This is a genomic window from Streptomyces sp. NPDC037083, assembly GCF_055606485.1.
Map to the genome: position 1 here is coordinate 36,544 of NZ_JBVJSQ010000014.1, position 24,424 is coordinate 60,967.

Below are 24,424 nucleotides of genomic sequence, written 5' to 3' on the forward strand. Positions count from 1 at the left end.
GGTGAGGTCCTGGTGGAGGAGAGCGTCGAGGTGCGCGGTGACCTCGTCCTCCCCGGAGCCGACTACGCGGAGGAGCTGACGACGGCTGCCCCTGCGATCTGCCCCGGGACCGTGGTGGTCATTGACGACGAGGGCCGGATCCGGCCGTGCGAGCAGGACTACGATCCGCGTGTCGCCGGGATCGTCTCGGGAGCGTGCGGGGTCCGCCCGGCAATGGTCCTGGACCGTCACGAGGGAGGCGCCCCCGTCGCCCTCATGGGCAAGCTGTGGGCACTGGCGGACGCGTCCGCCGGCCCGATCCGCTGCGGGGACCGGCTGACCACGGCCTCCAGGCCCGGCCACGCCCGTCGGGTCACCGACCACCAGCGTGCCACCGGCTCGATCGTGGGCAAGGCGCTCACCAATCTGGAGTCCGGAACCGGGATGGTCCGGGTGCTCGTGAGCGCGGGCTGACGCCGCTGTACGTGGGCTGTATGCGGGCGCACGCGGTGGCGCGGTGCCGGACTTCCATTCGTCTTTCCGAGTCCCACGGAACGGCACCATCCAGGGAGAGGCCATGAGTGAACTGATGGATTATCACCTGCGCGGTCCCGGAATCGAGATCACATATCGTGGTGGTGATCTTCACATCCAGGGGGACGACATCCCGCTGGGCGAGGACCTCCACAAAGACGCCGCGCAGATCGGTAGGGCGGTCACTGAGAACGGCATGCTCCTCACCGTCGTCCTTCTGGAAGCGAGCCGCAACAACACGAAGATCACGTTGAGTCTGCTTCTGCCGGAAACGGGGTTCGAGGCAGATACGACCTCCTCCGAGGTGACCGGGGCCGCGATAGTCACTCGCCACTACGACGATGTGATCGGCGGCCCGCCGCCCGTGCGGCAGAGCTACGACGTGCGGCCTCTGACGGGGACGGCCTCCCGAGCCCACCAGGTGGCGGCTGCCGCAGAGCGGCGTGAATGATCCCCTGCCGCTTCGGCATCGCCGGCGCGAGCCGCGGTCACCGCGTCTCGAAGCGCAAGCCACCTACTCCGCCCCCGGCACCCGGGGGCGGAGCCTTTGCGTGGGGGGCAAGGTCGTCGCTCGGCGGCCTGCGGGTCGCGTCCCGTACGGTCACCCGTCCAACCGCAGGGTTCTCGCGTGGTTGAGGAATCCCGCCAGCCCCACCTCGAACGCCCGGTCCGCGCGTCCTTCGCCCACCACCGCCAGGGCCTCGGCCAGTCGGGGAGTCGGTGCCGACTCCGTCGTGACCCACATCGTCTCCGGCGCCGCGAGGTCGAGGGCCGAGCCCAGGACCAGGTTCTCCAAAGCCACGATCAGCGGCATCACGTCGACGAGGGCGAAGCCCGCGTCCAGCAGCAGCGTCACCGCGCGCTCGTACTGCTCCAGTACCCGCGGCGCTCGTACGGGTGACGTCATCAGCAGTGGGATCGCTTTCGGGTGCGCGGCGAACGCGGCCCGGTACGAGCGGGCCCAGGCCTCCAGGGCCACGTCCCACGGCGTCACGTCCAGCGTTCCGGGGTCGATCGCGGACGCGACCCGCTCGCGCAGCATTTCCACGATGCCGTCCCGGCCGTCCACGTGGTGATACACCGAACCGGTCTGGGCCCCGAGCCGCTTCGCGATCTGCGGCACGCTGAAGTCGCCTTGCTCGTCGACGAGTTGTAGCGCCGTCGTCGTGATGCGCTCGCGGTCGAGGAGCGGTGTGCGCGGCCGTCCCATGTGTGTGTTCCCCCTGGGGTTGCGAGATGGGGCTTCCCGGATGCCCGGAACGAGGCTACATTGCCGAAACCGAAAGGCTTTAGATTAATGGGGCCGTCGTCACCTCGCAGCCGCCCCGGAACACCGGCCACCCGCACGCCCGGATCCCTCCCCGTCCGCCGCGCCCGAAGGGCTTGCCCATGTCCGTGACCACTTCCGACGCCTCCGAGGAAAGCGCGCCGCCCACCACGGCGACCCTCCGTTCCGGCTCCCTCGGCACCGTCGACATCGCCTTCTTCGTCATCTCCGCAGCCGCTCCGCTCACCGTCATGGCCGGCGTCGCCCCGCTCGCGATCCTGCTCGGCGGCATCGGCGCCCCCGCCGGCTACCTCATCGCCAGCATCACCCTCGCGGTCTTCGCGGTCGGCTTCACCACCATGAGCCGCCATGTGAAGAGCGGCGGCGCCTTCTACGCGTACATCACCCGTGGCCTCGGCAGACCCGTCGGCGTCGGCGCCGCCCTGCTCGCCCTCATCGGCTACAACGGCATGGAGATCGGCGTCTACGGCCTCCTCGCCAGCGCCACCAAGGACAGCCTGCACGCCCTCTTCTCCGCGGACGTGCCCTGGCTGCCGATCTCCCTCGCCGGGCTGCTGCTGGTCGGCTACGGCGGCTTCCGCTCCATCAACTTCGGCGCCAGACTCCTGGGCGTCCTGCTGCTCGCCGAGACCGGCATCCTGGTGCTCCTCGCGGGCGGCGTGCTGGTCAAGGGCGGTGCGCACGGACTGTCCGGCGCCTCCTTCGCCCCGGGCCACGTCCTGGTCTCCGGCACGGCGGTCGTCCTGGCCTTCGCCTTCGCGGCGTTCACCGGCTTCGAGTCGACCGTCATCTACCGGCGGGAGGCGCGCGACCCCGAGCGCACCGTGCCGCGCGCGACCTACGCGGCCGTCGGCTTCCTCGGCGTCTTCTACGCGATCATCGTCTGGATCGTCATCCAGGCCTTCGGCAACGACGAGGTCATCGCGGCCGCGGCCCAGGACCCCGGCGGCCTCTTCTTCTCCGCCATCACCACCTACGTCGGCGGCTGGGCGTCCGACCTGATGCACATCTTCATCGTCACCAGCGTCATCGCCTCGCTCCTCGCCTTCCACAACGCGATCAACCGGTACGTCCTCGCACTCGCCGAGGAAGGCGTCCTGCCGAAGGCGCTGGGCCGCGTCCACTCCCGCCACCGCTCCCCGTACGTCGCCGGAATCGCCCAGACCGCCCTCGGCGCGGTCGTCGTCACCGCCTTCTGGGCGGCCGGCGCCGACCCGTATCAACAGCTGCTCCTCTGGGTCAACACGCCTGGAATGATCGGCCTGTTCGCGCTCCAGCTGCTCGCCGCGATCGCCGTGCCCTGCTACTTCCGGCGGGTACGCCACCAGGAGGGCGCCCTGCGCACGGTCGTCGCCCCGGTCCTCGCCGCGGTGCTGTTGGCGACGGCGATAGGGCTCGTCGTCACCCACATCGACCTGTTCACCGGAGCCTCGGCCACCGTCAACACCATCCTGGTCGCGACCGCGCCCGCCGTGTTCGTCGCAGGGCTCGTGCTCGCCTGGTGGCTGCGCCGCGCACGACCGCGGGTGTACGCGGAGTTCGCCGCCGAGCCCGCTGAATAGCCGTACGAAGCAAAGGAGTTCACCGAGTCATGGCCACGCCCGATCTGATCCTCACCGGCGCCAAGGTCCGCACCCTGGACCCCACCCGGCCGCACGCCACCGCCGTCGCCGTGCGCGACGGGGTGATCGCCGCGGTCGGCGACGAGGGCGACGCACGCGACTGGCGTGGTCCGGGCACCGAGGTCGTCACCCTGGAGGGGGCGCACCTCGTGCCCGGGCTCGTCGACGCGCACAGCCACCCCGTGTGGGGGCTGGACATGGCGACCGGGGTCGACCTGTCGGGAGTGGCCGACCTGGCGGGGCTGAGGGCCGCTCTCGCTCAGGCCGAGCGGATCGACGGGTGGGTGCTCGGCTTCGGCCTCGATCACAACGCGTTCGAAGGCCGGCCCATCGACCGTGCCCTCATCGAGGACGCAGTGGGCGGAGCAGCGGCCTTCCTGCGGCTCTACGACGGCCACTCCGCCCTCGCGACCGGCGCGGCGCTCGCAGCGGCCGGCGTGACCGGGCCGCGGGACTTCACCCAGCGTTCGGAGGTGGTCTGCGACGCGTCGGGTCAGCCCACCGGACACCTCGTCGAGCACGCCGCGATGGAGCTGCTCGCGGGCGTCATGCCCCGGCCGTCGTACGCGGCCCGCCGTGCCCGCCTGATCGAGCTGCTGTCGGCGATGGCGGCGACTGGTCTGACCGGGGCGCACGTCATGGACGCCGGTGATCCGCAGCTGGTCGACTCCGTGGCGCGCGAGACGGTGCTGCCGGTGCGGCTGCGGTTCGCGCCCTGGTGCATGCCGGGGGTGGACGAGGCGGGCCTGGAGGAACTGATCGCCCTCCAGGGCCGAGCCGGCCGGCACTGGCAGGTCGGCGGGGTCAAGTTCTTCATGGACGGCACGGTGGAGGGCGGCACGGCCTGGCTGGACGAAGCCGACTGCCACGGTCAGGGCACCGAGGCGTTCTGGCCGGACCCCGAGGCGTACGCCGCCGCCGTACGGCAGTTGCACGCCGCCGGGGTCCGCACGGCCACGCACGCCATCGGCGACGCGGCGGTACGGCACGTTCTGGAGGTGGTGGCGGGGCTGGGACCGCGAGCGCGGGGGCGGCACCGGATCGAGCACATCGAGACGGCGCCGGACGACCTGCTGCCCCGTTTCGCGGAGCTGGGGGTGGCCGCGTCCATGCAGCCGCCGCACACCGCGTACACGCGGTCCGACGGCACGGACGAGTGGTCCGTCCGCCTGGGCGCCGTCCGTGCCGGGCACGCCTGGCGCCTGCGCGACCTGCGGGACGCGGGCGCGATGGTGGCCCTGGGCTCGGACTGGCCCATCGCCCACTACGACGTCCGAGCCGTCCTGGCTGCGGCGCGGGCGCCGAGGGGTGCGGCTTCCATGCGGGCGGGACTGACCGGGTTGGAGGCGCTGGAGGGCTGCACGACCCATGCGGCCCGGGCGGCGGGGGAGGCCGAGACGGCCGGCCGCATCGCCCCCGGTCACCGTGCCGACCTGACAGCTCTGACCCTGGATCCGGTGGAGGCGCCGGCCGACGAGCTGGCGGAGGCGCCGGTGCGGCTGACCGTCACCGGTGGGTACGTGGTGCACCGGGGGCAGTGAAGGCGCGCCCGGCAGAGGGAGTTCAGGCCCGGGGAGGTCACCCGGCCGCTCCCTCCACGCTCCGCGACGGCCGGGAGCGTGAGTGACCCGTCCAGGAACTGTCGTACGAACGAAGGCACTTGGCCGCGGCCCGTGCCGCGCGGGTCGATCACGTGGAGGGAGCGGCCGTCGAGGAGAGCACGCGGCCGGGTGGCGAAGCGGTCGGGGCCGACGGGGCGGGACCCGCCGTTCGAGGTGTCCTCGGCGGGCACTCCGCTCCGGGGTGCGCAGCAGCGCTCGCCCACGGCAGCAGGACGGCCGCCCCGGTCAGTCCGTCCTGGTCGACGGTGGGGAACGGGGGATGGAGAGGGCCTGTTCGGCCCAGATCGTCTTGCCGGTGTACGTCTGGCGGGTGCCCCAGCCCTGGGTGAGCTGGGCGACGAGGAGCAGGCCGCGGCCGCCTTCGTCGAAGGTGCGGGCGCGGCGCAGGTGGGGGGCGGTGTTGCTGGCGTCGGAGACTTCGCAGATGAGGTTGCGGTCGAGGATGAGCCGGAGCTGGATGGGGGCGCCGCCGTAGCGGATGGCGTTGGTGACGAGTTCGCTGACCACCAGTTCGGTGACGAAGGCGACCTCGTCCAGGCCCCAGGCGTCCAGTTGCCGGGTGGTCTTCTTGCGGGCCTCGGCGACCGCTGAGGGGTCGGGCGGCACGTCCCAGGTGGCGACGTGGGCCGCGTTCAGGGCGCGGGTGCGGGCCAGCAGCAGCGCCACGTCATCGGTGGGGTGGTCCGGGAGAAGTGCCTGGAGCACGGTGTCGCAGGTGCCCTCCAGGGACTGAGCCGGCCGGGCCAGCACCTTGCGCAGCACGTCGAGCCCTTCGTCGAGGTCGCGGCCACGGGCCTCGATGAGGCCGTCGGTGAACAGCGCGAGGAGACTGCCTTCGGGCAGCTCGATCTCGGCGACTTCGAAGGGCAGGCCGCCCAGTCCCAGGGGCGGGCCCGCGGGGATGTCGGGGAATTCCACGGCGCCTTCCGGGCTCACCAGCGCGGGTCCGGGGTGGCCCGCGCGCGCCAGGGTGCAGCGTCGGGAGACCGGGTCGTAGACGGCGTACAGGCAGGTCGCGCCGATGTCGCCGACGGTGTCGGCCGCGCCGTCGCCCTCGGCGGACAGGTGGATGACCATGTCGTCCAGGTGGGTCAGCAGCTCGTCGGGCGGGAGGTCGACATCGGCGAGGGTGCGCACGGCGGTACGCAGTCGTCCCATGGCGGCCGAGGCCTGGATGCCGTGTCCCACGACGTCGCCGACGACGAGCGCGACCCGGGCGCCGGACAAGGGGATCACGTCGAACCAGTCGCCCCCGACGCCGGCCTGCGTGCTGGCGGGGAGGTAGCGGGAGGCGACGTCGACGGCGGCCTGCGGGGGCAGTCGCTGCGGCAGGAGACTGCTTTGAAGGGTGAGGGAGGTGCGGCGCTCGCGGGTGTAGCGGCGGGCGTTGTCGATGCAGACGGCGGCCCTGGCGGTGATCTCCTCGCCCAGGAGCAGGTCGTCCTGCTCGAAGGGTTCCGGGCGCCGGTGGCGGGAGAACGTCGCCACGCCGAGGGTGATGCCGCGGGCGCGCATCGGCACGGCCAGCACCGAGTGGAAGCCGAAGCGGCGCATCTGCTCGGCCCGGGCCGGGGCCTGCTTCGCCACCTGGTCGATCACGGGGACGGTCACGTTCTCGATCAGCGGCCGGCCGGTGGTCAGGCACCTGGCCGCGGTCGACTCGTCCGGGTAGGCGGCCACCGTTCCTCGACCCACCACGACCTCGGGGCAGCCCTCCAGGACGGACTGGTAGGCGACCCGGCGCAGCATGACGGGGCTGGGTGGCGAGCCGGCGCGCGGGTCGTCGCCGCCTTCGATGGCGGGGAGCAGATCGACGGTGACGAAGTCCGCGAAGTACGGGACGGCGACGTCGGCGAGTTCCTGTGCGGTGCGGGCGAGGTCCAGGGTGCTGCCGATGCGGATGCTGGCCTCGTTGAGCAGGGCCAGGCGCCCTCGGGCCAGGTGCTCCTCGGTCACGTCGTGTGCGGAAAGCAGCACTCCCTGTACCGTGCCCCCGGCGTCCCGCACGGGGGTGAGCAACGTCGTCCAGACGCTCTCGCTCCCATGGCCGGCAAGCTGCAGGGACTGCTGCAGATGCTGTTGTTCGACGGTCTCCAGCGCCCGCTGCATGCACTGTTCCGTCCGGTCGCTCTCCGGGTCGACCACGATCTCCGACACACGCAGCCCCTGCATCGCCGCTTCGGGCAGCCCGATCACACGCTCCATGTCCGCGTTCGCCCGCCGCAGCCGCAGCCCGGTGTCGTAGAGCGCCGTCGTGACCGGGGAGCGGGTGAACGCCCACATCACCAGCGAGTCGTCGTGGAGCGGCGACGGCGGCCGGGTCAGGGGGGCGACCAGGAGCCAGCCGCCCCCCTTGTCCTCGGAGTCGGGCGCCCGGCGGTGGGCCAGCAGGTGCACCGCGAGGCGGTGGCCGTCCCGGTGCAGGAGGGTGGCCGTCCCGTTCCACCTCGGCAGAGTCCTGAGGGCGCGCAGCGTCTCGGTGGGCGGCTCCCCGGACAGCAGCGCCGCCGCGGGCCGGCCGATGACCTCCGCGGACCGGTACCCGAGCAGCCGCCGTGCTCCCTCGCTCCACCCGGTCAGGATGCCGTTCGCGTCCATGTGGGCTCTGGCGGTGGCCGACTCGTCGATGGGGTCGTCCGGCCGCCGCGCCGCCCGGTCGTCGCCGGCGGTGTCAGAACCCGTCATCGCGTTCATCCGCCCTCACCTCGGTCTTTCCACTGTGTGTCCCGGCCGGTCAGACGAGCAACCGATGGGGGAGTGGTGGGACATATATGCTCAATAAGGCCATAAGCCTAAAAGACATACCAAGATAAAAGAGACGTCCATACATCGGGGCTGGAGGGTCGTGCCATGACTTCCACCGGCGAGGAGACGTGGCCGAACGCGGCCGAATGGACCGGGAAGATCTACAGCGGCGGTTGGCGGCAGTCCGAGGGCGGGGTCCAGCCGGTGATCGAACCCGCCACGGGAGAGCGGCTGGCGGAGGTGGGTGTGGCAGCGCCCGCGGATGTCGCCCGAGCCGGGGCTTCGGCCGCCCGAGCTCAGCGGGCCTGGGCCGAGGCGGCACCCCAGGAGCGCGCCGAGGTCCTGCTCCGCGCAGCCCGGGCACTGCGTGAGCACAGCGGGGCGGTACGCGAGTGGATCGTCAGGGAGTCCGCAGGCGTCCCGGCGAAGGGCGACTACGAGATCGCGGCCGGACTCAGCCAGCTGGCGCAGGCCGCCGGCCTCGCGTCGCTTCCCCTCGGGGAGATCCTGAGCCCGTCGGCACCTGGCCAGACCAGTTACGCATGGCGGGTACCGCTGGGAGTGATCGGCGTCGTCAACCCCTGGAACGCGCCCCTGCTGTTCGCCATGCGGGCGCTGGCGCCCGCGCTCGTGCTGGGCAACGCCGTCCTGCTCAAGCCCGATCCCCACACACCGGTGTCCGGCGGTGTCGTCGTGGCGCGGCTGTTCGAGGAGGCCGGACTGCCCGAAGGGCTGCTCCATGTCCTGCCCGGAGGCCCCGGCACCGGTGAGGCGGTCGTGGCTGATCCCCACGTCGCCATGGTCGTGTTCACCGGCTCCACCGAGGCGGGACGGGCGGTCGCCCGCGCCGCGGGCGACGGGCTCAAGCGGGTGGCCCTGGAACTGGGCGGCAAGAACTCGGTCGTCGTGCTCGACGACGCGGACGTCGACTCCGCCGCGGCAGCCGGGGCGATGAGTTCGTTCGGCTATCAGGGGCAGGCCTGTGTCGCCGCCGGACGTCATCTGGTGCACGCCGACATCGTGGAGCCGTACACCGAGGCACTGATCAGGCAGGCCAAGGAGCTGCGGGTCGGAGACCCCCGCGAGGAGGGCGTTGCCCTCGGTCCCGTGATCAGCGAGCGCCAGGCCGCGAGGATCGAACGCATCGTGGACGAGAGCGTGGCCGCCGGTGCGCGGGCACTGGCGGGCGGACGCCGCGACGGGCTGTTCTACCCGCCCACCGTCCTGGACCACGTCGAGCGGACCATGCCGGCCTTCACCGAGGAGATCTTCGGGCCGGTCGCCCCCGTCATCGCGTTCCGCACCGACCAGGAAGCCGTCGAGATCGCCAACGACACCGCGTACGGCCTGACGGCGGCTGTGCACTCCCGTTCGGCGTCGCGCGCCACGGCCGTTGCCGAGCAGTTGCGCACCGGCATGGTGCACCTCAACGACGTGTCCGCCAAGGACGCCGCGAACGCCCCCTTCGGCGGGATGGGGGCATCGGGCAACGGTTCCCGCATCGGCGGCACTGCCAACCTGGAGCAGTTCACCCAGTGGCGCTGGAAAACGGTCCAGCGTTCCCTGTGATCGCGCGGCGCAGGGGTTGACGCGCCCACAGGGGCGACGAACCCGGTGGGGCACGGTGAGCGCGTCAACCAGGACGGCACCGCACACAGCAGGCGGGAACCGTGCCGGACCGACGCCGTGCGGTGGCCTCATCTGACCGCGGTGAGGCTCGCGTAGACCACGAGGTTGCCCTGGTATCCCGTCTGCTTGGTGTAGCCGCCGCCGCAGGTGATCACCCGTAATTCGGCCCGATCCGTGCTGCCGTACACCTTGTCGCTCGGGAAGCGCTCCTTGTCGTAGATCTCGAGGGCGTCGACGGTGAACACGGCTGTGCGCCGGTCTGCCCGGTCGATCTCGATCGTGTCGCCCTTGGCCAGCGCACCGAGCCCGTAGAAGACGCCCGGCCTGCCGGTGGGCAGGTCCACATGGCCCGCGGTGACGGCTGTCCCGACGGACCCCGGCGCCGTGCCCTCGCTGTACCACCCGGCGCGGTTGGGAGGGTCGGCGGGCGGCGGCTCGAGCGCCCCCGAGGAGTCGAGGTGCAGCTTGGCGACGGGGGCGTTGAGGTTGATGGCGGGGATCCGGATCCAGAGCGGTTCCGCGGGCAGGAGCGAGGGAACCGGGGGGTCCACCGGGGCGGCGGTGCGGTGGGCCGTGGCGCCTGGCAGGGGGGCGAAGGCCTGGTCTGCCGAAGGCTGCGGTGGCTGCTCGGGGTGTACCGCGCCGGCCACCAGCACGACTCCCGCCATGAGCGTCCAGGCCAGAAGCCTGGCCGAAGGCATGAACGAGGAAGAGGAGGAGGAAGGGGAAGAGCCGGTGGTGCGCCTGGGAGCCATCGCGGTCGGTTCTCTGCTTGAGGCAGGGGAGAGGGAAGGTGATGGGCTCCCGCCGGCTTCCGGAACCAGGGGCTCCGGAAGCCGGCGGGAGTGAGCGAGCCGGTAGCGAAGCGGGCGGTCAGCTTCGGTGCGAGCCCGAGCGGTGACGCATCCGCACCAGCCCCCCGGCGGCGGCTGCGGCGACCAGCGCGGCGCCCAGGGCGAGCTGCGGGGCTGTCTGCCCGTCGTCTCCGAAACCGGCCTCGACGGCGCCGTCCGGTCGAGGCGCCGGGAGCTCGTACGAATCTGTGATCTTGATCCGCGGCGGGCACTTGACGGTGATGGTGTCAGTGGTGCCCAACGAACCTTCCGGCACGGTGAACTCGCCGGTGAGCACACCCTTGCGTTCGCCTTCGAAGAGGTGGAACGCCCCTCCCGCCTCGGACTCGCCCTTGCCGTAGGTCACGTCGGCACCACACGCGGTGGTGCTGACCGTGACCGTGGACCCGTGGGCGGTTTGCCGCGAGTGGATGTCGAGACCTGAGTCGCCGGCGGCGGCAGCGACGGGAATCTGAAGAGCCATGAAGCCGGCCGTCAGGCCGATACCGATGCCAACGCGTGTCTTGCCCACGAGAACCCCTTCAGCGGAGCGGTGTCCGGTCTGTTGTGCGGCGCCTGAGTCGTGCACCACTGCCGAGGCAACCGACGCTGTGTCACCTCCGCAACCTGACGGATCGCCACACGCATCGTCCGGACAGGCGTATCGGCTGCCCGAACAGGGGTATTCACGCAGGTCAGAGAAGTGGGAGCCGAGGTGGTGGATGAATTGCCACAGGTCGGCGAACAGGCTAACGAACTCACACCGACGGGTGTCTCCGTGCCGGGGATGTGCGACTTCTGCTGTTGGTGCGTCAGTTTCTCCTCGGGGCCCGTGACCGGAGCCGTTGCGGCTGTCCGCCGACAGGCGGGCGGGGTCGGAGCGGTGGACGCGTCGGGCCGCATCACCCCCGGCCCAGGCACAGGTGGTGTCGGCGCTTCCTCGCGACGTCGGCGGCCTCCACGAAGACCTCGAGCCGTTGTCCTCGGCCAGGACAGCCGAGGACGTCCTCGACTCAACTCGCCCGCTTCCGCCGACGGATCTGCGGCGCAGGACACTAGCCGTCGTACTTGACCCAGGCACGCTCACCCGCGTCGTTCGTGCCGTACCAGTAGCGCGGCATTCCCTTGATGCTGGTGGTGCGGAACGGGCGGCCGTGGTCGTCGATGCGGATCGTGCCGGTGCGGCCCTGGGAGGACCAGTCGAGTTCGAGGTACCAGCGGGCGTCGTACGTCTGTGTCGTCGCGGCGACCAGGAGCACCTCCGGGTCCGCGGCGGAGACGCGGTACGGGAAGTGCACGGCCGGGATGGTCTCTCCGAGGTCGGCGCCGTCCTTCGGGCGGGCCAGGGGGCGGTCGGCGTCGAGGTTCACGGTGAAGAGGCGGGGTGTCAGGTCCCCGCCGCAGCCCTGGCCCATGGCGTACGCGCTCCCGGCGGCCGGGTTGCCGCGGCTGACGATGCGGACGTGCAGTGCCTCCAGGACCACGGCCGTGGACGACCGCCCCTGCACCGAGATCTGCACCCTCGTCTGCCTCCCGTGCACCGCGCCCTGCGTCGCCGCCCACACCCCGGCGTCCTGCTCCACCGGCGGCGGAGGCACCTGTGCGCGGGGCTTGTCGATGACGTAGTCGTGGTCGCAGCCCTTGTCCCAGACCAGGGAGTCGGTGCTCCAGGTGAGGGGCAGACCGCCGGCCGGCTTCCCGGCCGAGGAGGGACCACGGCCGGTGGCGGACGGGGCGGGGCTCTGCTGCCGGGGGCTGGGCGACACGGAACTGCCGGAAGGGGAGGGGGAGGCGGTGGCCGACGGATTCCCCGAAGGGCGGGGGGCGCCGGGGGCCGTCGTCCGCGGGCCCCCGGAGCGAACGGCGTCCGCCTCGGAGGAGCGGTCGTCCGACAGGGCGGCCGTGCTGCCCACGGTGGCGAGCAGCGCGCATACGGCGGCGGTGGACGCCAGGACCCGTCGGCGGCGGTACCAGGGGAGGGGAGCGGGGGAGGGGGCGGTCACGTCCGGGGTGGGATCGTCCTCCGGCTGCTCCGTGGAGCTGCTCTGCTCGTCGAGCGACCCGCTCGCGTCCGACGCCGGGGCCGGACAGGCTTCCTCTGCCGAATCGGGCGTACGCACCTGCTGCCGAGCCGCCGTCGCCGCCAGCCACAGCCGGTGCAGCTCCAGGCGCTCCTGTGGTGTGGCCTCGCAGAAGGCCGCGAGCCGCTCCACGGGTGCGAAGTCCTGCGGCACCGCCGCGCCCGCGCAGTACCGGTGCAGTGTGGAGGTGTTCATGTTGACGCGGCGGGCCAGGGAGCCGTAGCTCCGGTCCGTGCGGTCCTTCAGCCGGCGCAGCAGCGCCGCGAACTCCTCGACCTCGTCCCGCATCGACACCGTTGCTCCGTTCGTCCGCCCGTGATCCCGTATCTCAGGCCCTCATATCCCTGCACGTCAGATGGGCTGGGATGGTTCCACCGTCGCCGCAGGGGCGTCAGCCGTTGCGCGGCACTTGGGTGACCGCCGATGCTCTTGGTGTCGCACCGAACACCGCTGGACCAACCGGCGTAGGGCGACACCCGACAGGCATCACGAACGGTGGCCTCCATGGGCACCGAACTTGATGCGCCGTCACACACGCTCCCGATGCCGGTCGCCGCACTCGTCGCACCCCGGCCTCGTCCCTCCTGACCGGCGGCATCCGCAACGCATGGCCGTCCACCACCGCCGGCTCGGAACGAGCACCTACCACGTCACCGGAATAAAGATCTCCAGCCGTTCCACATGCTGAATCTGCTCAGAAAAGGAAGACGCACATGAACAGGAAGTCCCTCGCACACCGTCGTCCGGGCCGCCGCGCGGCCGTCGCCGCCGGCCTCGTCCTGGCTGTCGGACTCGGTGTGTCGTCACAGGTTTCGGCACAGGCCTCCGTCCCTGCCCCCGCAAAGACGTCCACCGCCGCACCGCAGTCGGTCAGCGGCACGTCCGGCCAGGCGGTGACTCGGGTCGCCGACTTCTACGGCGCGTACATCGACGCGAAGGGCGACTACGCGGACCCGGACGTCACGCTGGCCACGACGCTCCGCAAGCACTACCTGACGCCCGACTTCGCCAATCGGCTGGCGGCCTGGGAGACGAAGAACCAGGCGGACGGCGTCCTGCGCGCCCAGAACATCCCGGCGCGCTGGACGGTGACCGACAACGGCACCGTGGGGCACGGGCATGAGGTCATCGTCACCCTGACCTTCGGCAGCGGGGAGGCGACGCAGAAGACCAGGCTCTTCGTGCTGGTGGAGCGGTACAACCACATCGCCGACATCACCACCACGAGCGCCCGCTGACGGCGGAGCCGCTCCGCATGTCTGCCCGCCCGGGACAGCGCACCAGGGCGGACGGTCGACGGACCCTCGGGGGGAAGTCCCCCTGAGGGTTTCGTCAACCCGTGGGGGAGGGGTGGGGTTCGTGGAAGGCGCCGTCGAGGCAGAGGGTCGCGCTGCTTGCCGCGCTGGAGGCGGCGAGGAAGAAGAATGTGCGACGACACCGTCCTCGCACCCCTCGACCGGAAGGCCCGCAGACCATGAGCAGCCAGAGCGACCGCTGGGCGAAACTGACAGGCGGACAAGCCGGAGAGGAGTACGCCCGGCGGTTTGCACGGCTCGCCGACTCAGGCCACGACATCCACGGCGAGGCCGCCTTCTGCGACGCGCTCCTGACGCCGGCCGCCCGTGTACTCGACGCCGGCTGCGGCACAGGCCGGATCGCGATCCGACTCGCCGAGCTGGGTCACCACTGCACGGGTGTGGACGTCGACCATTCCATGCTCGCCGTCGCCCGCCGCGACGCCCCCACGCAGGAATGGCTCCACGGTGACCTGGCGCAACTGGACAGCCTCGGTCTGGAACCCGGCTTCGACCTGGCGCTCGCCGCCGGGAACGTCATCCCCCTGCTGGCCCCCGGTACGGAGCCCGCCGTCGTGCGGCAACTTGCCGCCGTGCTGCGCCCCGGCGGGCTGCTGATCACCGGCATGGGGCTGGACGCGGAACACCTGCCCCTGCCCGAACCGACAGTGACGCTGACGGAGTTCGACCAGTGGTGCGCGGATGCCGGGCTGACGCTGCGGCAGCGCTTCGCCACCTGGGCGGGCGACCCCTACCGTCCGGGCGGCGGCTACGCCGTCAGCGTGCATTCCCGTCCCGCCGCCTGACCCGGGAACGGGGGAGCGTCCCGTCCTCCGCCGACCCCGACCCGGGGGAGGCCGCACATGACCGTCCGGCCGCGGCCGGGAAGCCGCGCGGCCCCACCGTCGGCGAGCCCGGGCGGCAGAAGGGAACCGCGCCCGCCGCCCGCCTCGATCAAAGCCAATCGATCGACCCCGGCGTGCGGGTCCCATGTGGGGCACGCCGGGGTCGTTCTCCGCGTGGTGCACTCACCGCCCGTCGCGCAGCAGCGCGCAGACGAAGTTCTCCTGGATGGTGCGCAGCCGCGTGAGCCGCGTGAGCCGCGCGGGATCGTCGGCCCCGTTGATCTGGCTCGTGATGGAGAACGTCAGTGAGCGTCGGCCGTCGGGAGTGGCGGCGATCAGTTGCGTGTAGCCCGGGAAGTTGCCGGTGTGGCCCAGCACGACGCCGCACCGTGTCGTGTAGCGGAAGATGGCCAGTCCCGCGGAGTTGCGTCCCGGGCCGGCGGGTTGGGATGCACCCGCGATCCACCGGCGCTGCTCCCGCAGGACGTCCTTGCCGTAGCCGTAGAGCGCGCCCGAGGCGTAGCCGCGGATGAAACGGGTCATGTCGACCGGCGTGGAGATGATGCCCCCCGACGCCCAGGCGCCTGAGGCGCTCAGGAGCTCGCTGACGTCCTGGGGAGACGCGGGGTCGCTCACGTCGTACCCATGCAGGTAGGGCTTGGGCATGCGGTAGCCCTGCGGGAGGCTGGTGTCGCGCAGCTCGAGCGGCCTGTAGACCAGTTGCCGCAGGAGTTGTTCGTACGGGGTACCGGTCACCGCTTCCGCCATGAGGGCGACGGCGATGTTGTCGGAGTTGGAGTACTCGTACCGGCTGCCGGGTCTGAACCGCAAGGGCTTGTCGGCCACGTAGTCGAGCAGGTGGCGGGAGTTGAAGTGGTGGTGTGGGTCGGCCGCGACCACTGCGATGAACTGGCGGGACTGCGAGTAGTCGGGCAGGCCGCTGGTGTGGTTCAGCAGTTGCCGCAGAGTCACCTCGCCCCAGGCACGCGGGAGCTGTGGGAGGCGCCTGCGCAAGGTGTCGTCCAGGCGCAGTGTGCCGCGGTCGACGAGGGACAGCGCTACTGCTCCGCTGAAAGCCTTGGCCGTGCTCGCGATCCGCATGTGGTCCGTCGCATGCGGCCGGCGGCCCGTTGCCAGGTTGGCGACGCCGGCGCGCAGGACGCGGGTCTGGCGGCCGTCGCGCAGCAGGGCGATGATTCCGGGAGGCCCGCCCGGTTCGCTGACGAGCCGGTCGATCTGACGCTGCAACGTGCGGTCGTCCACCGGCCCGGCTGAAGTGCCCGCGGCGGCTCCCGCAGTGGCCGGTACCAGTACCGCCAAAGAGGCGGCCACTATGGCGAACACGGACCCGGCACGTGGTCGCAGAACGGCGCGGAGAGATCGCAGGGGGCACAGAGGCATCGAGGCTCCTGAAGGTGGGCGACGGCGGTGCAGGTCAAGCCTCCCCGGCCGCGGAAGTCGACGCCGCGTTCTGTTGCTGCAAACAGCTCAGCGGCCGTGGGTGGCCGGGTTGCCGCCTTCGTGCCGTTTCGGACGCCGGTCGAGCGGTGTGTGTAGCTCCGGGTCCGGTGGACAGCGGGCCTGGCGAGCAGGCTGTGGGCGCGGACCACTCCACCATCACAGGGGCCATCGGCGAGGTGCGGCCGTTGATCGCCGAGCCGAGGCTGCACCGTCAGCCCGGGTGTGGGGCTGCGAACCGTGGCCGAGGTCGTCGACGATCAGCAGATCACCGACCTGGCATCGGCGCGGCACATGTGAACACCGAGCGCCACCGAAGTCCCCGACGTCTCACCGCCTACCGCGCACGAACTCACCGGCACTCTGTTTGCCCGGTCCCTGGCATTGCCATATTATGGACATAAGTGTTTTTCACGCCTCGTGAAGCCGCCTCGTGCCACGGAGGTGCGGCTCAGAGGATCCGTGGTCTTCCATGTGTATACGTGCCCACCAGGGGAAGCTCAAGCGGGAATTCGTCCCTTACTTGCAGGCGCGGCTATCGCATTTCGATACATGTCCTCCGGGTCGAGAATTCCGGCCAATTCCCGGACCTCGATCCGACATCGTGATGCGCCATGTGGGCTTGACTTCTGATCAACAAGTCAGAGGGGCGTCGGAATATGAGAATGAGCCTGACCGAGCTGCGCGCCCTCGCCGCGCAGGCAGGGTTCACCGGAAATGACATCAAAATCTCGGCGGCCGTCGCCATGGCGGAATCCAAAGGCGACCCAGGTGTCATCGGAGACCAGAAACTGGTCGACCACAAGTGGGGGCCGTCCATTGGTCTCTTCCAAATCCGCTCCCTCAAGCACCCAGGGCAGTTCTCCCCACCGGACACGCTCAGGATTGAGGCGAAGCTCAAGGACCCGCTCTACAACGCCAAGACGGCAAAGGCCATCAAGGACGCACACAACTGGAACCAATGGTCCACGTTCGTGAGCGGGGCCTACAAGCAGTACATGGGCGGCGGGCACGTCGGCCCCACCAGTTTCGAGCCGTTCCCTGGTGCGTCGTTCTTCCACACCGGACGGAAATCGTCGGTCGTCGCCGCGATGCACCATCGGCTCGTCGCCGAAGGCTGCGACCGGTACCAGTCGAGCGCCGGCGCCGACGTATGGGGCCCGGGCGATGTGAAGTCCTTCGCCGCCTGGCAGCGGAAGCTCGGCTTCGAAGGCGACGACGCCAACGGCATTCCCGGAAAGGTCAGTTGGGACAAGCTGAGGGTCCCCAACGTCTAATGGCCGAGGCCATGGCGTCGCGGAAGCGAGCGGAGGAGCAGTACACCACCGCGCTCAGCGCCGTGCGGACGCTTCGGGCTTGACGGCATCTCGACCGGCGACGCGACGCGAGAATTCATGATCCTGAGTGCCACTGGCGACACGAAATCGTGGAACTGAAAGGACGGCGTCATGCCCGAGAACTTCGACGACGAGGACGTGAAGGCGGCTCTCGAGAAGACGGACACCGGCGATGGCCCCGGCACCGACAACCTCGATGACCTTCCGGAGAGCGACTTCGTCGCCTTCGCCGAGGACGGCGTCGAGAACGACACGGAGGACCTCCAGTGACCGCCACCATCGCCTACGACCGTCCCGTCTCGAACCTCATCGACGAGCTGAGCGCGACGGGCCACGTCACCCACAAGTCCTACAGGAAGACGTCGGTCACGCTGCACCACAACGGCGCCCGGCTGTCGCACCAAGGTGTGCTCAACGTCTGGAAGACGCGTCCGGCTTCGGCCCACTTCGACGTGGACGCCGCCGGTGCCGTCGCCCAGTACGTCAAGGTGAACGAGTACGCCTGGGCCGTCGGCAACATGGCAGGCAACCAGAGCACGATCAGCATCGAAATGGCGAACGCGACGCTCGCACCCGGCTGGACGATCGCCGAGGCCACCTGGAAGAACGCGGCACGTCTCGCCGGCTGGCACTTCGCCAAGGTGATCGGCGAACGCCCCAGCAAGAGCAACCTCTTCTACCACCACCACTGGTCCTCGACCGCCTGCGCCGGCCCGCACATGGACAAGCTCTACGACAAGGTCCTCGCGGCGGCTCAGGAGGCGTACGACCACTTCAAGGATTCACACCCCGTCCCCGGGCCGGATACGGAGCCCTTCCCCGGTGCGTCGTTCTTCCACACCGGACGGAAATCGCCGGTCGTCGCCGCGATGCACCATCGGCTCGTCGCCGAAGGCTGCGACCGGTACCAGTCGAGCGCCGGCGCCGACGTATGGGGCCCGGGCGACGTGAAGTCCTTCGCCGCCTGGCAGCGGAAGCTCGGCTTCGAAGGTGACGACGCCAACGGCATTCCCGGTCAGGTCAGTTGGGACAAGTTGAAGGTCCCCAACGTCTGACCGCGCCGGTGCCCATGGCTTCGCTTCCTGCGGCCGGGAGGCCGGGGCCTGGCCTCAGGCCGTACACCGGACGCGGCCGAACCGGGCCGTTCTGCGGGATCGCCCTACGAGGTGTCGAGGCCCGGCTGACCTGCGTCGGCTCCGAGGATTGCCCGGAGCCGACGCCCTGACACGCTAGAACAGCGCCACGCAGGAGTTCCCGTCACCGACGAAGCAGACGTACAGCTTCACGTCACGGACGCTGTATCCGTTGCTCTTGGCGTAGCCGGGGGTGCTGTTGGCGCCGTTGCTGTCGGCGCCGAGCTTCGTGTAGCCGTGGTAATGCCAGGAACCGTTCTCCCACTTCTGGTACGTGGTGTAGAGCCCCGCGCCCTTGCCGTCGGCGCAGTTGTCGTAGATCGTGAAGTCCCAGTTCGTGTCGTAGAGCGCGTAGCCGCCGGCCGTTCCGACCTGCCAGTAGTTGTAGGAGCCGTTGACGGAGGCGCAGCCGTCGTAGGTGCTCTGGTAGTAGTTCGCGGCCTGGGCCTGGCCGGAGACGGCCATGACCAGGCCGGCGGCCGCGGTCGCGACCGCGAGCTTCTTCCCGATGCCCTTGAGCGTGCTGCCGTTGACCATGAGAGTCCTCCTGCGTGGTGGTGGCGGGGTGACCGGGACTTTGCCCGGCTGGGGGACGGCACGGCAGAGCCCGAGGGCCTTTCCGCGCCCCTCGGCGGGGTGGGCTGCCGTGCGATCGGCGCGACAGCCGGTGTTCTGCCGCGGTTCCTGTCCTGGACCAAGGTGCGCGGTCGACCCTCGGCAAACCTTGGACAAACGTTGAACGGGCTGGTCGAAGGTGCTATGCCAGGGTGGGACTTGAGACTCGGGGGCGTGCTGTGACGGTTGACTTCGCTGTGCTCGGCAGCGTCGAGGCGCACGTGGACGGCCGGATCGTCGAGTTGGGGCACGCTCGGCAGCGGTGTGTGCTCGCGGTGCTGCTGGTGGACGCCAACCGTGTGGTCTCGGTCGACCAACTTGTCGAGCGCGTCTGGGCGGACCGTCTTCCGCAGCGGGTCCGGAACACGCTCTACGGCTACCTCTCCCGTCTGCGGCAAGCGCTGGCCATCGCCGAGGGGGCGCATATCGTCCGGCGGTCCGGTGGCTATGTCCTCGACGTCGAGGCGACCGCAGTGGATCTGCACCGATTCCACGAGGTCGCCGCCCAGGCTCGCGCGGCCGCGCAGAACGACCAGGACGAGCAGGCCTCAACGCTGTTCGGGCAGGCACTCGGCCTCTGGCGGGGAGAGGCCTTCGCCGGTCTGGACACCCCTTGGATCAACGCCCTCCGTGACGCCGTGGACCAGGAACGGGTCGCAGTCGAACTGGACCACACCGACGTTCAGCTCCGCTGCGGTCACCACACCGCACTCTTGGCCAAACTGTCCGCCCAGGTCGAGGTGCACCCGCTGGACGAGCGACTGGCCGGCCAGTTCATCCTCGCGCTGTACCGCTGTGGTCGTCCGGCGGACGCCCTCAACCACTACCGGCGCACCCGGCTGCTGCTGGCCGAAGAACTCGGCTGTGACCCCAGCATCCCGCTGCGGCAGTTGCACCAGCAGATCCTCACCAGCGATCCGGCGCTGGACGTGTCAGCCGCGGCCCGGACAGTCAGCCAAGCCACCGTCCCGGCACCCAGTCCCGGTGGCGGGCGCGCCCCGGGATCCGCACCCGTCCTCGGGCCACGTCCGTTACCCACGCTCCCGCCGGTGCCCACCGCAAGGGACGGCGGTGCCGTGCCCGGTCGGCCGAAGCCGCAGCGCACCTGGACGAGGGGCCACCTGGTAGGGCGGGCAGCCGAGTTGGCGGTTCTCGACGGTGCGATCGACGATGCCCTGGCAGGCGCGCCAGGGGTGGTCGAGGTGGTCGGGGAACCGGGCATCGGAAAGACACGGCTGCTCGGCGAACTGGGCGAGCGCGCGCGACAGCGCGGCTTCCTCTCCTTGGCCGGCCGCAGCGGGGAGTTCGACCAGGTTCCCTACGGTGCGTTCGTGGACGCCCTGGACGACCACCTCGGCACGGTGGATTTCCGCCGGCTTCGGCACGACGGCTCATCGCCTGGCGTGTTCGCCCTGCTGAGCACGGTCTTCCCCGCGCTCGGTGACCGCTTCCCGACCGGGCCGGAGCCGGTGACGGTGGAACGGTACTGGTTCCACCGGGCGGTGCGGACGCTGCTGGAGACGCTGAGTACGGACGGCGGGCTCCTGCTCAGCCTGGACGACCTGCAGTGGACGGATGACGGAACAGCCGAGCTGATCGACCATCTGATACGGCATCCGCCGCGAACCCCGCTGCTCCTCGCCCTCGCCCACCGCCCCCGGCAGGCCCCACAGCGACTGGCCGCGGCACTGGCCAGGGCCGGAACGGAGGGAAGGCTGGCCAGGGTCGAGCTGGGGCCGCTGTCCCCGGCCGAGGGAGCGGAACTGTGTGGGGCCAGGCCGGATCACTGGCGCTTCCGACGGTTGTACGAGGCCAGCGGCGGCAACCCGTTCTACCTGGAGGCCCTGACCCGGAGCACCGGGGACGACAGCCTGCCAGCGGTCCCGGTGGCCCAGGCGGTCCCGGAGGGCTCGGCGCCTGTCGCCGACGATCTGCCGAGATCGGTGCGTGCCGCACTGCTGGAGGAGCTGGGAGGTCTGTCGACCACCGCGAGGATCTGTACACAGGCGGCCGCCGTGCTCGGCGACTCTTTCGAAGCCGACATGGTGGCAGTCGTGGCCCGAACGGGTGAGGCACAGGCCCTGGCCGCCCTGGACGAGGCCGCGGAGCGGGACCTGGTACGCCAGATCGGCTCCACGCGCCAGTTCCGGTTCCGCCATCCGCTGGTGCGAGCGGCGGTGTACCAGGGGGCGGGCGCCGGTTGGCGGGTTGAGGCGCATACCAGGGCCGCGGACGGCCTGGCGCTGCGCGGCGCACCACTGACCGCCCAGGCGTCGCACATTCAGCGCTCGGCCCGCGTAGGAGACGAACACGCCGTTGACGTACTGGCTCGGGCCGCCCGTCAGGTGATGACGGTCGCACCGGCAACCGCCGCGCACTGGACGCAGGAGGCCCTGCGGTTGCTCGGTGAGCAGAACCGACTGCGGCCCGAGCTGTGGCTCCAGCAGGCCGAGGCGCTGGGCATGGCCGGACGACTGCTGGAAAGCCGCGACATCCTGCGCACGGCCGCAGCCCTTCTGCCCGCGCGGGCCCGGGACCGACGGGCCCGGGTGACCGCCCTGCGAGCCACCATGGAGTGGGCGCTCGGCCGGTACGAACAGGCCACGGCCCTGCTGCTGCGGGAGTTGGCGGAACACGAAGGCCAACTGCTGCCGGAGACCGCGGCTTTGGAGCTGGGCGTCGCGGTGGTGGCGCTTCGCAAGAACGACTTCTCCACGGCGATCCATTGGGGCGAACGCGCATTGGGTTCGGCGGTAGGTATCGGCGACCCGCTGCAGACCACCGCGGTCCGCGCTCTGCTGGCACTGGCGCACACCTTCGCGGGCGACACACGGGCGGCCGACTACCTCGACCCCGTGGTGGAAGCGCTCGACGACACCGGCGACCAGGAACTGGCCGGGCAGATGGACGCGCTGGTCATGACGGGCTGGACGGAGATGCTCCACGGACGCTACGACGCCGCACTGCGCCACCTCCGCCGGGGCCTGGAAGTGTCCAGCCGCACCGGCCAGAGCCTCGTGCTCGCCGACCTCTTCGCCGCTTCCGCCTACGCCTACCTGTGGCTCGGACGCCTGGACGAGGCGGCGACCTACGCCGAGGACGCCTTGGAGGCGGCGTCCCTCGTCGGCAGCAGCGAGCCGCGCTCGTTGGCCGAGGTGGTGAGCGCGGCAGTCCTGATGTGGCGGGGAGACTTCGCCGGGGCACTGAAGATCTGTGAGGAGTCCCTTTCCCAGGCCGGTCCCGTGCTGGGTGCGCGCCGATCGGCGATGGTGGGGATGCTCGGCCAGACGCTGCTGCTCAACGGCGATCCGGAGGGCTGCGTCAGCAAGGTGCTCGAAGCCGGCGGCCCGCACCTGCTCGGGTTCGAAGCCCCGGTCCGCCCGATGTGGTTCCGCCTGCTGGCTGTCGCGGAACTGGCCCTGGGAGACATGAAGGCTGCCGAGATGTGGGCGGACCGCGCGGCCGCTGCCGCGGACCTCTACCTGCCGACCGGACGGAGCGGTTTCGCGTTGCAGGCGCGCGCCGAGGTACAACTCGCCCAGCAAAACCCCGCAGCGGGTCCCACCGCGTGCCGGGCCGCTGCCGAGTTTCGCGTGGCCCGGATGCCTCTCAACGAGGCCATGGCCCGACTGACCGCAGGCGCCGCACTGTCCGCCTCCGGCCGCCAGTCGGAAGCGTTCGCCGAGTTGGAACAGGCGAAAGCCCTGGCGGATGACTGCGGGGCCCTCGCCCTGTCCGAGTTGGCTCAGCACGAGCACTACAGGATCGCCGCCCAAGCCTCGCCTCCGACAACTGGTACGACACCCGCGACCTGAATCTCCCGAACAGCACAAGCTCAGTGAACCGAGTCCTTCGAGAGACCCTCCCGGGCTTCGTCCGCCTCGACGTCTGAGAAGCCGGCCGTGAGGCCCGAGCACCTGCCGGCGGCGCCCATGAAACGAAGGGCAACAACTCGTCACGCGCCCCAGCGCCAGGCCCGACCCATAAACCGTTCCGGCGCGGCGCTGGCGGGCCGAACAGACGGACCTCGTCCGCGTACTTCGCTGGCTCCAGCCACCGTGACCATCACCTGTGATCGCCCCTGTTGCTCATTCGGGGGTACACCGTGCGCGCCTTTTGGCAGTGATGCCCAAGATTGACCTTGTCATATGTTCCCACAGGAGGGTGCAAGACCATGCCGACGTACGTGACGTTGCTGAACTGGACCGATCAGGGGATCCGGAACTACAAGGACACCGCGAAGCGTGCCGAGGCCTTCGCCGCGGCGGCACAGAAGCTCGGGGCGAAGCTCCTCAACATCTACTGGACCGTCGGTTCGTACGACCTCGTGGCCGTTGTGGAGGCCCCCGACGACGAAACCGCCACCGCGGTGCTCCTGCAGCTCGGCGGGGTGGGCAACGTCCGTACGACGACCCTGCGGGCCTTTGGCACGGAGGAGATGGGTCGCATCATCGCCAAGGCCGCCGGCTGAGGGCGTGCGAGCGCTGAGTCCAAGAGCGATCGACGAGGTGCTCCAGGTCGCGGGGTCGATGTGCCGCCGCGGTGTGGCACTCTCGACGGCACGCCGCAGGTGACGCGGTGAACTGGTTGACCTCGCTGCCGGCGGCGGTGCTGGTTGTGGGCTGGCTCTTCCTTGCCCTAATGGTCGCGGCAGTGGCGCGGGTCGCCGTCCGGGCGCTCGTACCGGTCGAGGAACGTGATCGGGTGCCGCAGATCGCCACGCCCCTTATGCCGACACTCGGCGCCGCCTTCGCGATCTTTGCGGCACTGACACTGGCCAGCGAGGCCGGCTACCTGCGCGCGGCCGAGGGGTTGGTGAGCGACGAGGCGGCCGCGGCCTCCCGTCTGGCATGGGCGGCGACAAGTCCTCGAGTCCAGTCGGAGCCGATCCATGCAGCCTTGCTGAACTACTTGCAGAACACGCGTACCCGGGAGTGGGAGGCCACAGCAGCAGCGTCCGGTGACGACCCCGCCACCGCTCGCGCGATCGCGCAGCTGGAGCGGAGCGTGCGCGCCGAGGCGGCCCGGCCCGAGGTGGGAACCCCGACAGGCACGGAGTTGGTGGTTTCCATGGACAGTGTCACCAGTAGCCGTCGCGCCCGGATCGCGGCCGCCTCGCGTGACGTTCCCGCGCTCTACTTCGTCACGCTTGTAGTCAGCGGACTGGCCTTGATCGTGAACTCCGGCGCACTGGTCTTCCGCAGCAGCCTGCGAACGTCGCTGCTGATCGTAGGTGTCGCGAGTGTGGTGGGTCTGAGCCTGGCATTGCTCTTCGCACTCAGCGCGCCCTGGAGCGGCGCCTTCATCGTCAGTGGGCATCCACTCGACGCCATCGTCGGGAACCTGAAGTCCGGCTTCTTCGACGGCGGACCGTAGGCGGGAGGCGTGAGGAAAGGGCGGCTACCCCG

21 protein-coding genes are annotated in these 24,424 nt (G+C 70.5%); 14 read left to right on the top strand and 7 right to left on the bottom strand.

Going from position 1 to position 24,424, the window contains the following annotated elements:
* The first annotated feature begins 12 nt into the window (after positions 1–12).
* Both ACZ7DE_RS31490 and ACZ7DE_RS31495 read left to right on the top strand, forming a co-directional pair.
* The gene (locus tag ACZ7DE_RS31490) at positions 13–453 is read left to right on the top strand and encodes a hypothetical protein (protein ID WP_470767143.1); all 441 of its coding nucleotides are present in this window, start codon (positions 13–15) and stop codon (positions 451–453) included.
* Between the two features lie 103 nt (positions 454–556).
* Positions 557–964, top strand: a complete 408-nt coding sequence (locus tag ACZ7DE_RS31495) for a hypothetical protein (protein WP_470767145.1) — start codon at positions 557–559, stop codon at positions 962–964.
* A gap of 150 nt (positions 965–1,114) precedes the next feature.
* Here the strand turns inward: ACZ7DE_RS31495 and ACZ7DE_RS31500 are convergent, their stop codons facing one another.
* Positions 1,115–1,723 carry a TetR/AcrR family transcriptional regulator gene (locus tag ACZ7DE_RS31500; RefSeq protein ID WP_470767147.1) on the bottom strand — a complete coding sequence of 203 codons (609 nt, stop codon included), beginning with the start codon at positions 1,721–1,723 and terminating at the stop codon, positions 1,115–1,117.
* Between the two features lie 179 nt (positions 1,724–1,902).
* Between ACZ7DE_RS31500 and ACZ7DE_RS31505 the strand changes: the two genes are divergently transcribed.
* Both ACZ7DE_RS31505 and ACZ7DE_RS31510 read left to right on the top strand, forming a co-directional pair.
* Complete coding sequence (locus ACZ7DE_RS31505; RefSeq protein WP_470767149.1) at positions 1,903–3,363, top strand: APC family permease; 1,461 nt, start codon at positions 1,903–1,905, stop codon at positions 3,361–3,363.
* Between the two features lie 29 nt (positions 3,364–3,392).
* Complete coding sequence (locus ACZ7DE_RS31510) at positions 3,393–4,964, top strand: amidohydrolase (RefSeq protein ID WP_470767151.1); 1,572 nt, start codon at positions 3,393–3,395, stop codon at positions 4,962–4,964.
* Between the two features lie 306 nt (positions 4,965–5,270).
* Here the strand turns inward: ACZ7DE_RS31510 and ACZ7DE_RS31515 are convergent, their stop codons facing one another.
* The gene (locus tag ACZ7DE_RS31515) at positions 5,271–7,739 is read right to left on the bottom strand and encodes a SpoIIE family protein phosphatase (protein ID WP_470767152.1); all 2,469 of its coding nucleotides are present in this window, start codon (positions 7,737–7,739) and stop codon (positions 5,271–5,273) included.
* 156 nt (positions 7,740–7,895) lie between these two features.
* Between ACZ7DE_RS31515 and ACZ7DE_RS31520 the strand changes: the two genes are divergently transcribed.
* A complete protein-coding gene (locus ACZ7DE_RS31520; protein ID WP_470767154.1) occupies positions 7,896–9,359 on the top strand; it encodes an aldehyde dehydrogenase family protein in 1,464 nt (487 codons plus the stop codon).
* A 128-nt stretch (positions 9,360–9,487) separates the two neighbouring features.
* On the opposite strand, the gene ACZ7DE_RS31525 is transcribed toward ACZ7DE_RS31520, so the two are convergent.
* A complete protein-coding gene (locus ACZ7DE_RS31525) occupies positions 9,488–10,087 on the bottom strand; it encodes a class F sortase (RefSeq protein ID WP_470767156.1) in 600 nt (199 codons plus the stop codon).
* On the opposite strand from ACZ7DE_RS31525, the gene ACZ7DE_RS31530 reads away from it, so the two are divergent.
* Positions 10,086–10,268 (top strand): hypothetical protein, encoded by a 183-nt coding sequence (locus ACZ7DE_RS31530; RefSeq protein WP_470767158.1) that lies wholly within the window; start codon positions 10,086–10,088, stop codon positions 10,266–10,268. The genes ACZ7DE_RS31525 and ACZ7DE_RS31530 overlap by 2 nt on opposite strands.
* Before the next feature lie 24 nt (positions 10,269–10,292).
* Here ACZ7DE_RS31530 and ACZ7DE_RS31535 read toward each other — a convergent pair whose 3' ends face one another.
* Positions 10,293–10,784 (bottom strand): sortase, encoded by a 492-nt coding sequence (locus ACZ7DE_RS31535; protein ID WP_470767160.1) that lies wholly within the window; start codon positions 10,782–10,784, stop codon positions 10,293–10,295.
* A 523-nt stretch (positions 10,785–11,307) separates the two neighbouring features.
* On the bottom strand, positions 11,308–12,621 hold the full coding sequence (locus tag ACZ7DE_RS31540) for a helix-turn-helix domain-containing protein (RefSeq protein ID WP_470767162.1): 1,314 nt from the start codon (positions 12,619–12,621) through the stop codon (positions 11,308–11,310).
* A gap of 425 nt (positions 12,622–13,046) precedes the next feature.
* Here ACZ7DE_RS31540 and ACZ7DE_RS31545 point away from each other — a divergent pair, with 425 nt between their 5' ends.
* Both ACZ7DE_RS31545 and ACZ7DE_RS31550 read left to right on the top strand, forming a co-directional pair.
* Entirely contained in the window at positions 13,047–13,571 is a 525-nt protein-coding gene (locus ACZ7DE_RS31545) for a hypothetical protein (protein ID WP_470767164.1), read from the top strand.
* A 236-nt stretch (positions 13,572–13,807) separates the two neighbouring features.
* Positions 13,808–14,434 carry a class I SAM-dependent methyltransferase gene (locus tag ACZ7DE_RS31550; RefSeq protein ID WP_470767166.1) on the top strand — a complete coding sequence of 209 codons (627 nt, stop codon included), beginning with the start codon at positions 13,808–13,810 and terminating at the stop codon, positions 14,432–14,434.
* A 222-nt stretch (positions 14,435–14,656) separates the two neighbouring features.
* Here ACZ7DE_RS31550 and ACZ7DE_RS31555 read toward each other — a convergent pair whose 3' ends face one another.
* Complete coding sequence (locus tag ACZ7DE_RS31555) at positions 14,657–15,874, bottom strand: serine hydrolase domain-containing protein (protein ID WP_470767168.1); 1,218 nt, start codon at positions 15,872–15,874, stop codon at positions 14,657–14,659.
* A 722-nt stretch (positions 15,875–16,596) separates the two neighbouring features.
* On the opposite strand from ACZ7DE_RS31555, the gene ACZ7DE_RS31560 reads away from it, so the two are divergent.
* The 3 genes from ACZ7DE_RS31560 (at position 16,597) to ACZ7DE_RS31570 (ending at position 18,323) form a co-directional block, all read left to right on the top strand.
* Positions 16,597–17,208: a peptidoglycan-binding protein gene (locus ACZ7DE_RS31560; RefSeq protein WP_470767171.1), complete on the top strand. Its 612-nt coding sequence runs from the start codon at positions 16,597–16,599 to the stop codon at positions 17,206–17,208.
* 171 nt (positions 17,209–17,379) lie between these two features.
* Positions 17,380–17,538, top strand: a complete 159-nt coding sequence (locus ACZ7DE_RS31565) for a hypothetical protein (protein WP_470767173.1) — start codon at positions 17,380–17,382, stop codon at positions 17,536–17,538.
* Positions 17,535–18,323 carry a peptidoglycan-binding protein gene (locus ACZ7DE_RS31570; protein WP_470767175.1) on the top strand — a complete coding sequence of 263 codons (789 nt, stop codon included), beginning with the start codon at positions 17,535–17,537 and terminating at the stop codon, positions 18,321–18,323. The genes ACZ7DE_RS31565 and ACZ7DE_RS31570 overlap by 4 nt, the downstream gene beginning before the upstream one ends.
* Before the next feature lie 174 nt (positions 18,324–18,497).
* On the opposite strand, the gene ACZ7DE_RS31575 is transcribed toward ACZ7DE_RS31570, so the two are convergent.
* Positions 18,498–18,938: a Tat pathway signal protein gene (locus ACZ7DE_RS31575; protein ID WP_470767177.1), complete on the bottom strand. Its 441-nt coding sequence runs from the start codon at positions 18,936–18,938 to the stop codon at positions 18,498–18,500.
* Between the two features lie 257 nt (positions 18,939–19,195).
* On the opposite strand from ACZ7DE_RS31575, the gene ACZ7DE_RS31580 reads away from it, so the two are divergent.
* The 3 genes from ACZ7DE_RS31580 (at position 19,196) to ACZ7DE_RS31590 (ending at position 24,392) form a co-directional block, all read left to right on the top strand.
* Entirely contained in the window at positions 19,196–22,831 is a 3,636-nt protein-coding gene (locus ACZ7DE_RS31580; protein WP_470767179.1) for a BTAD domain-containing putative transcriptional regulator, read from the top strand.
* Between the two features lie 359 nt (positions 22,832–23,190).
* The gene (locus ACZ7DE_RS31585; protein ID WP_470767181.1) at positions 23,191–23,487 is read left to right on the top strand and encodes a GYD domain-containing protein; all 297 of its coding nucleotides are present in this window, start codon (positions 23,191–23,193) and stop codon (positions 23,485–23,487) included.
* Positions 23,488–23,594: 107 nt separating this feature from the next.
* The gene (locus tag ACZ7DE_RS31590) at positions 23,595–24,392 is read left to right on the top strand and encodes a bestrophin-like domain (RefSeq protein WP_470767183.1); all 798 of its coding nucleotides are present in this window, start codon (positions 23,595–23,597) and stop codon (positions 24,390–24,392) included.
* Positions 24,393–24,424 lie beyond the last annotated feature (32 nt).

What these genes read in the sequence shown, in the direction of transcription:
- ACZ7DE_RS31505 (WP_470767149.1), top strand. Translation starts at nt 1,903, where the DNA reads ATGTCCGTGACCACTTCCGACGCCTCCGAGGAAAGCGCGCCGCCCACC.
- ACZ7DE_RS31530 (WP_470767158.1), top strand. Translation starts at nt 10,086, where the DNA reads ATGAGCGTCCAGGCCAGAAGCCTGGCCGAAGGCATGAACGAGGAAGAG.
- ACZ7DE_RS31525 (WP_470767156.1), bottom strand. Translation starts at nt 10,087, where the DNA reads ATGGCGGGAGTCGTGCTGGTGGCCGGCGCGGTACACCCCGAGCAGCCA.
- ACZ7DE_RS31495 (WP_470767145.1), top strand. Translation starts at nt 557, where the DNA reads ATGAGTGAACTGATGGATTATCACCTGCGCGGTCCCGGAATCGAGATC.
- ACZ7DE_RS31555 (WP_470767168.1), bottom strand. Translation starts at nt 15,874, where the DNA reads ATGCCTCTGTGCCCCCTGCGATCTCTCCGCGCCGTTCTGCGACCACGT.
- ACZ7DE_RS31565 (WP_470767173.1), top strand. Translation starts at nt 17,380, where the DNA reads ATGCCCGAGAACTTCGACGACGAGGACGTGAAGGCGGCTCTCGAGAAG.
- ACZ7DE_RS31515 (WP_470767152.1), bottom strand. Translation starts at nt 7,739, where the DNA reads ATGAACGCGATGACGGGTTCTGACACCGCCGGCGACGACCGGGCGGCG.
- ACZ7DE_RS31540 (WP_470767162.1), bottom strand. Translation starts at nt 12,621, where the DNA reads ATGCGGGACGAGGTCGAGGAGTTCGCGGCGCTGCTGCGCCGGCTGAAG.
- ACZ7DE_RS31520 (WP_470767154.1), top strand. Translation starts at nt 7,896, where the DNA reads ATGACTTCCACCGGCGAGGAGACGTGGCCGAACGCGGCCGAATGGACC.
- ACZ7DE_RS31545 (WP_470767164.1), top strand. Translation starts at nt 13,047, where the DNA reads ATGAACAGGAAGTCCCTCGCACACCGTCGTCCGGGCCGCCGCGCGGCC.
- ACZ7DE_RS31510 (WP_470767151.1), top strand. Translation starts at nt 3,393, where the DNA reads ATGGCCACGCCCGATCTGATCCTCACCGGCGCCAAGGTCCGCACCCTG.
- ACZ7DE_RS31500 (WP_470767147.1), bottom strand. Translation starts at nt 1,723, where the DNA reads ATGGGACGGCCGCGCACACCGCTCCTCGACCGCGAGCGCATCACGACG.
- ACZ7DE_RS31550 (WP_470767166.1), top strand. Translation starts at nt 13,808, where the DNA reads ATGAGCAGCCAGAGCGACCGCTGGGCGAAACTGACAGGCGGACAAGCC.
- ACZ7DE_RS31575 (WP_470767177.1), bottom strand. Translation starts at nt 18,938, where the DNA reads ATGGTCAACGGCAGCACGCTCAAGGGCATCGGGAAGAAGCTCGCGGTC.
- ACZ7DE_RS31585 (WP_470767181.1), top strand. Translation starts at nt 23,191, where the DNA reads ATGCCGACGTACGTGACGTTGCTGAACTGGACCGATCAGGGGATCCGG.
- ACZ7DE_RS31560 (WP_470767171.1), top strand. Translation starts at nt 16,597, where the DNA reads ATGAGCCTGACCGAGCTGCGCGCCCTCGCCGCGCAGGCAGGGTTCACC.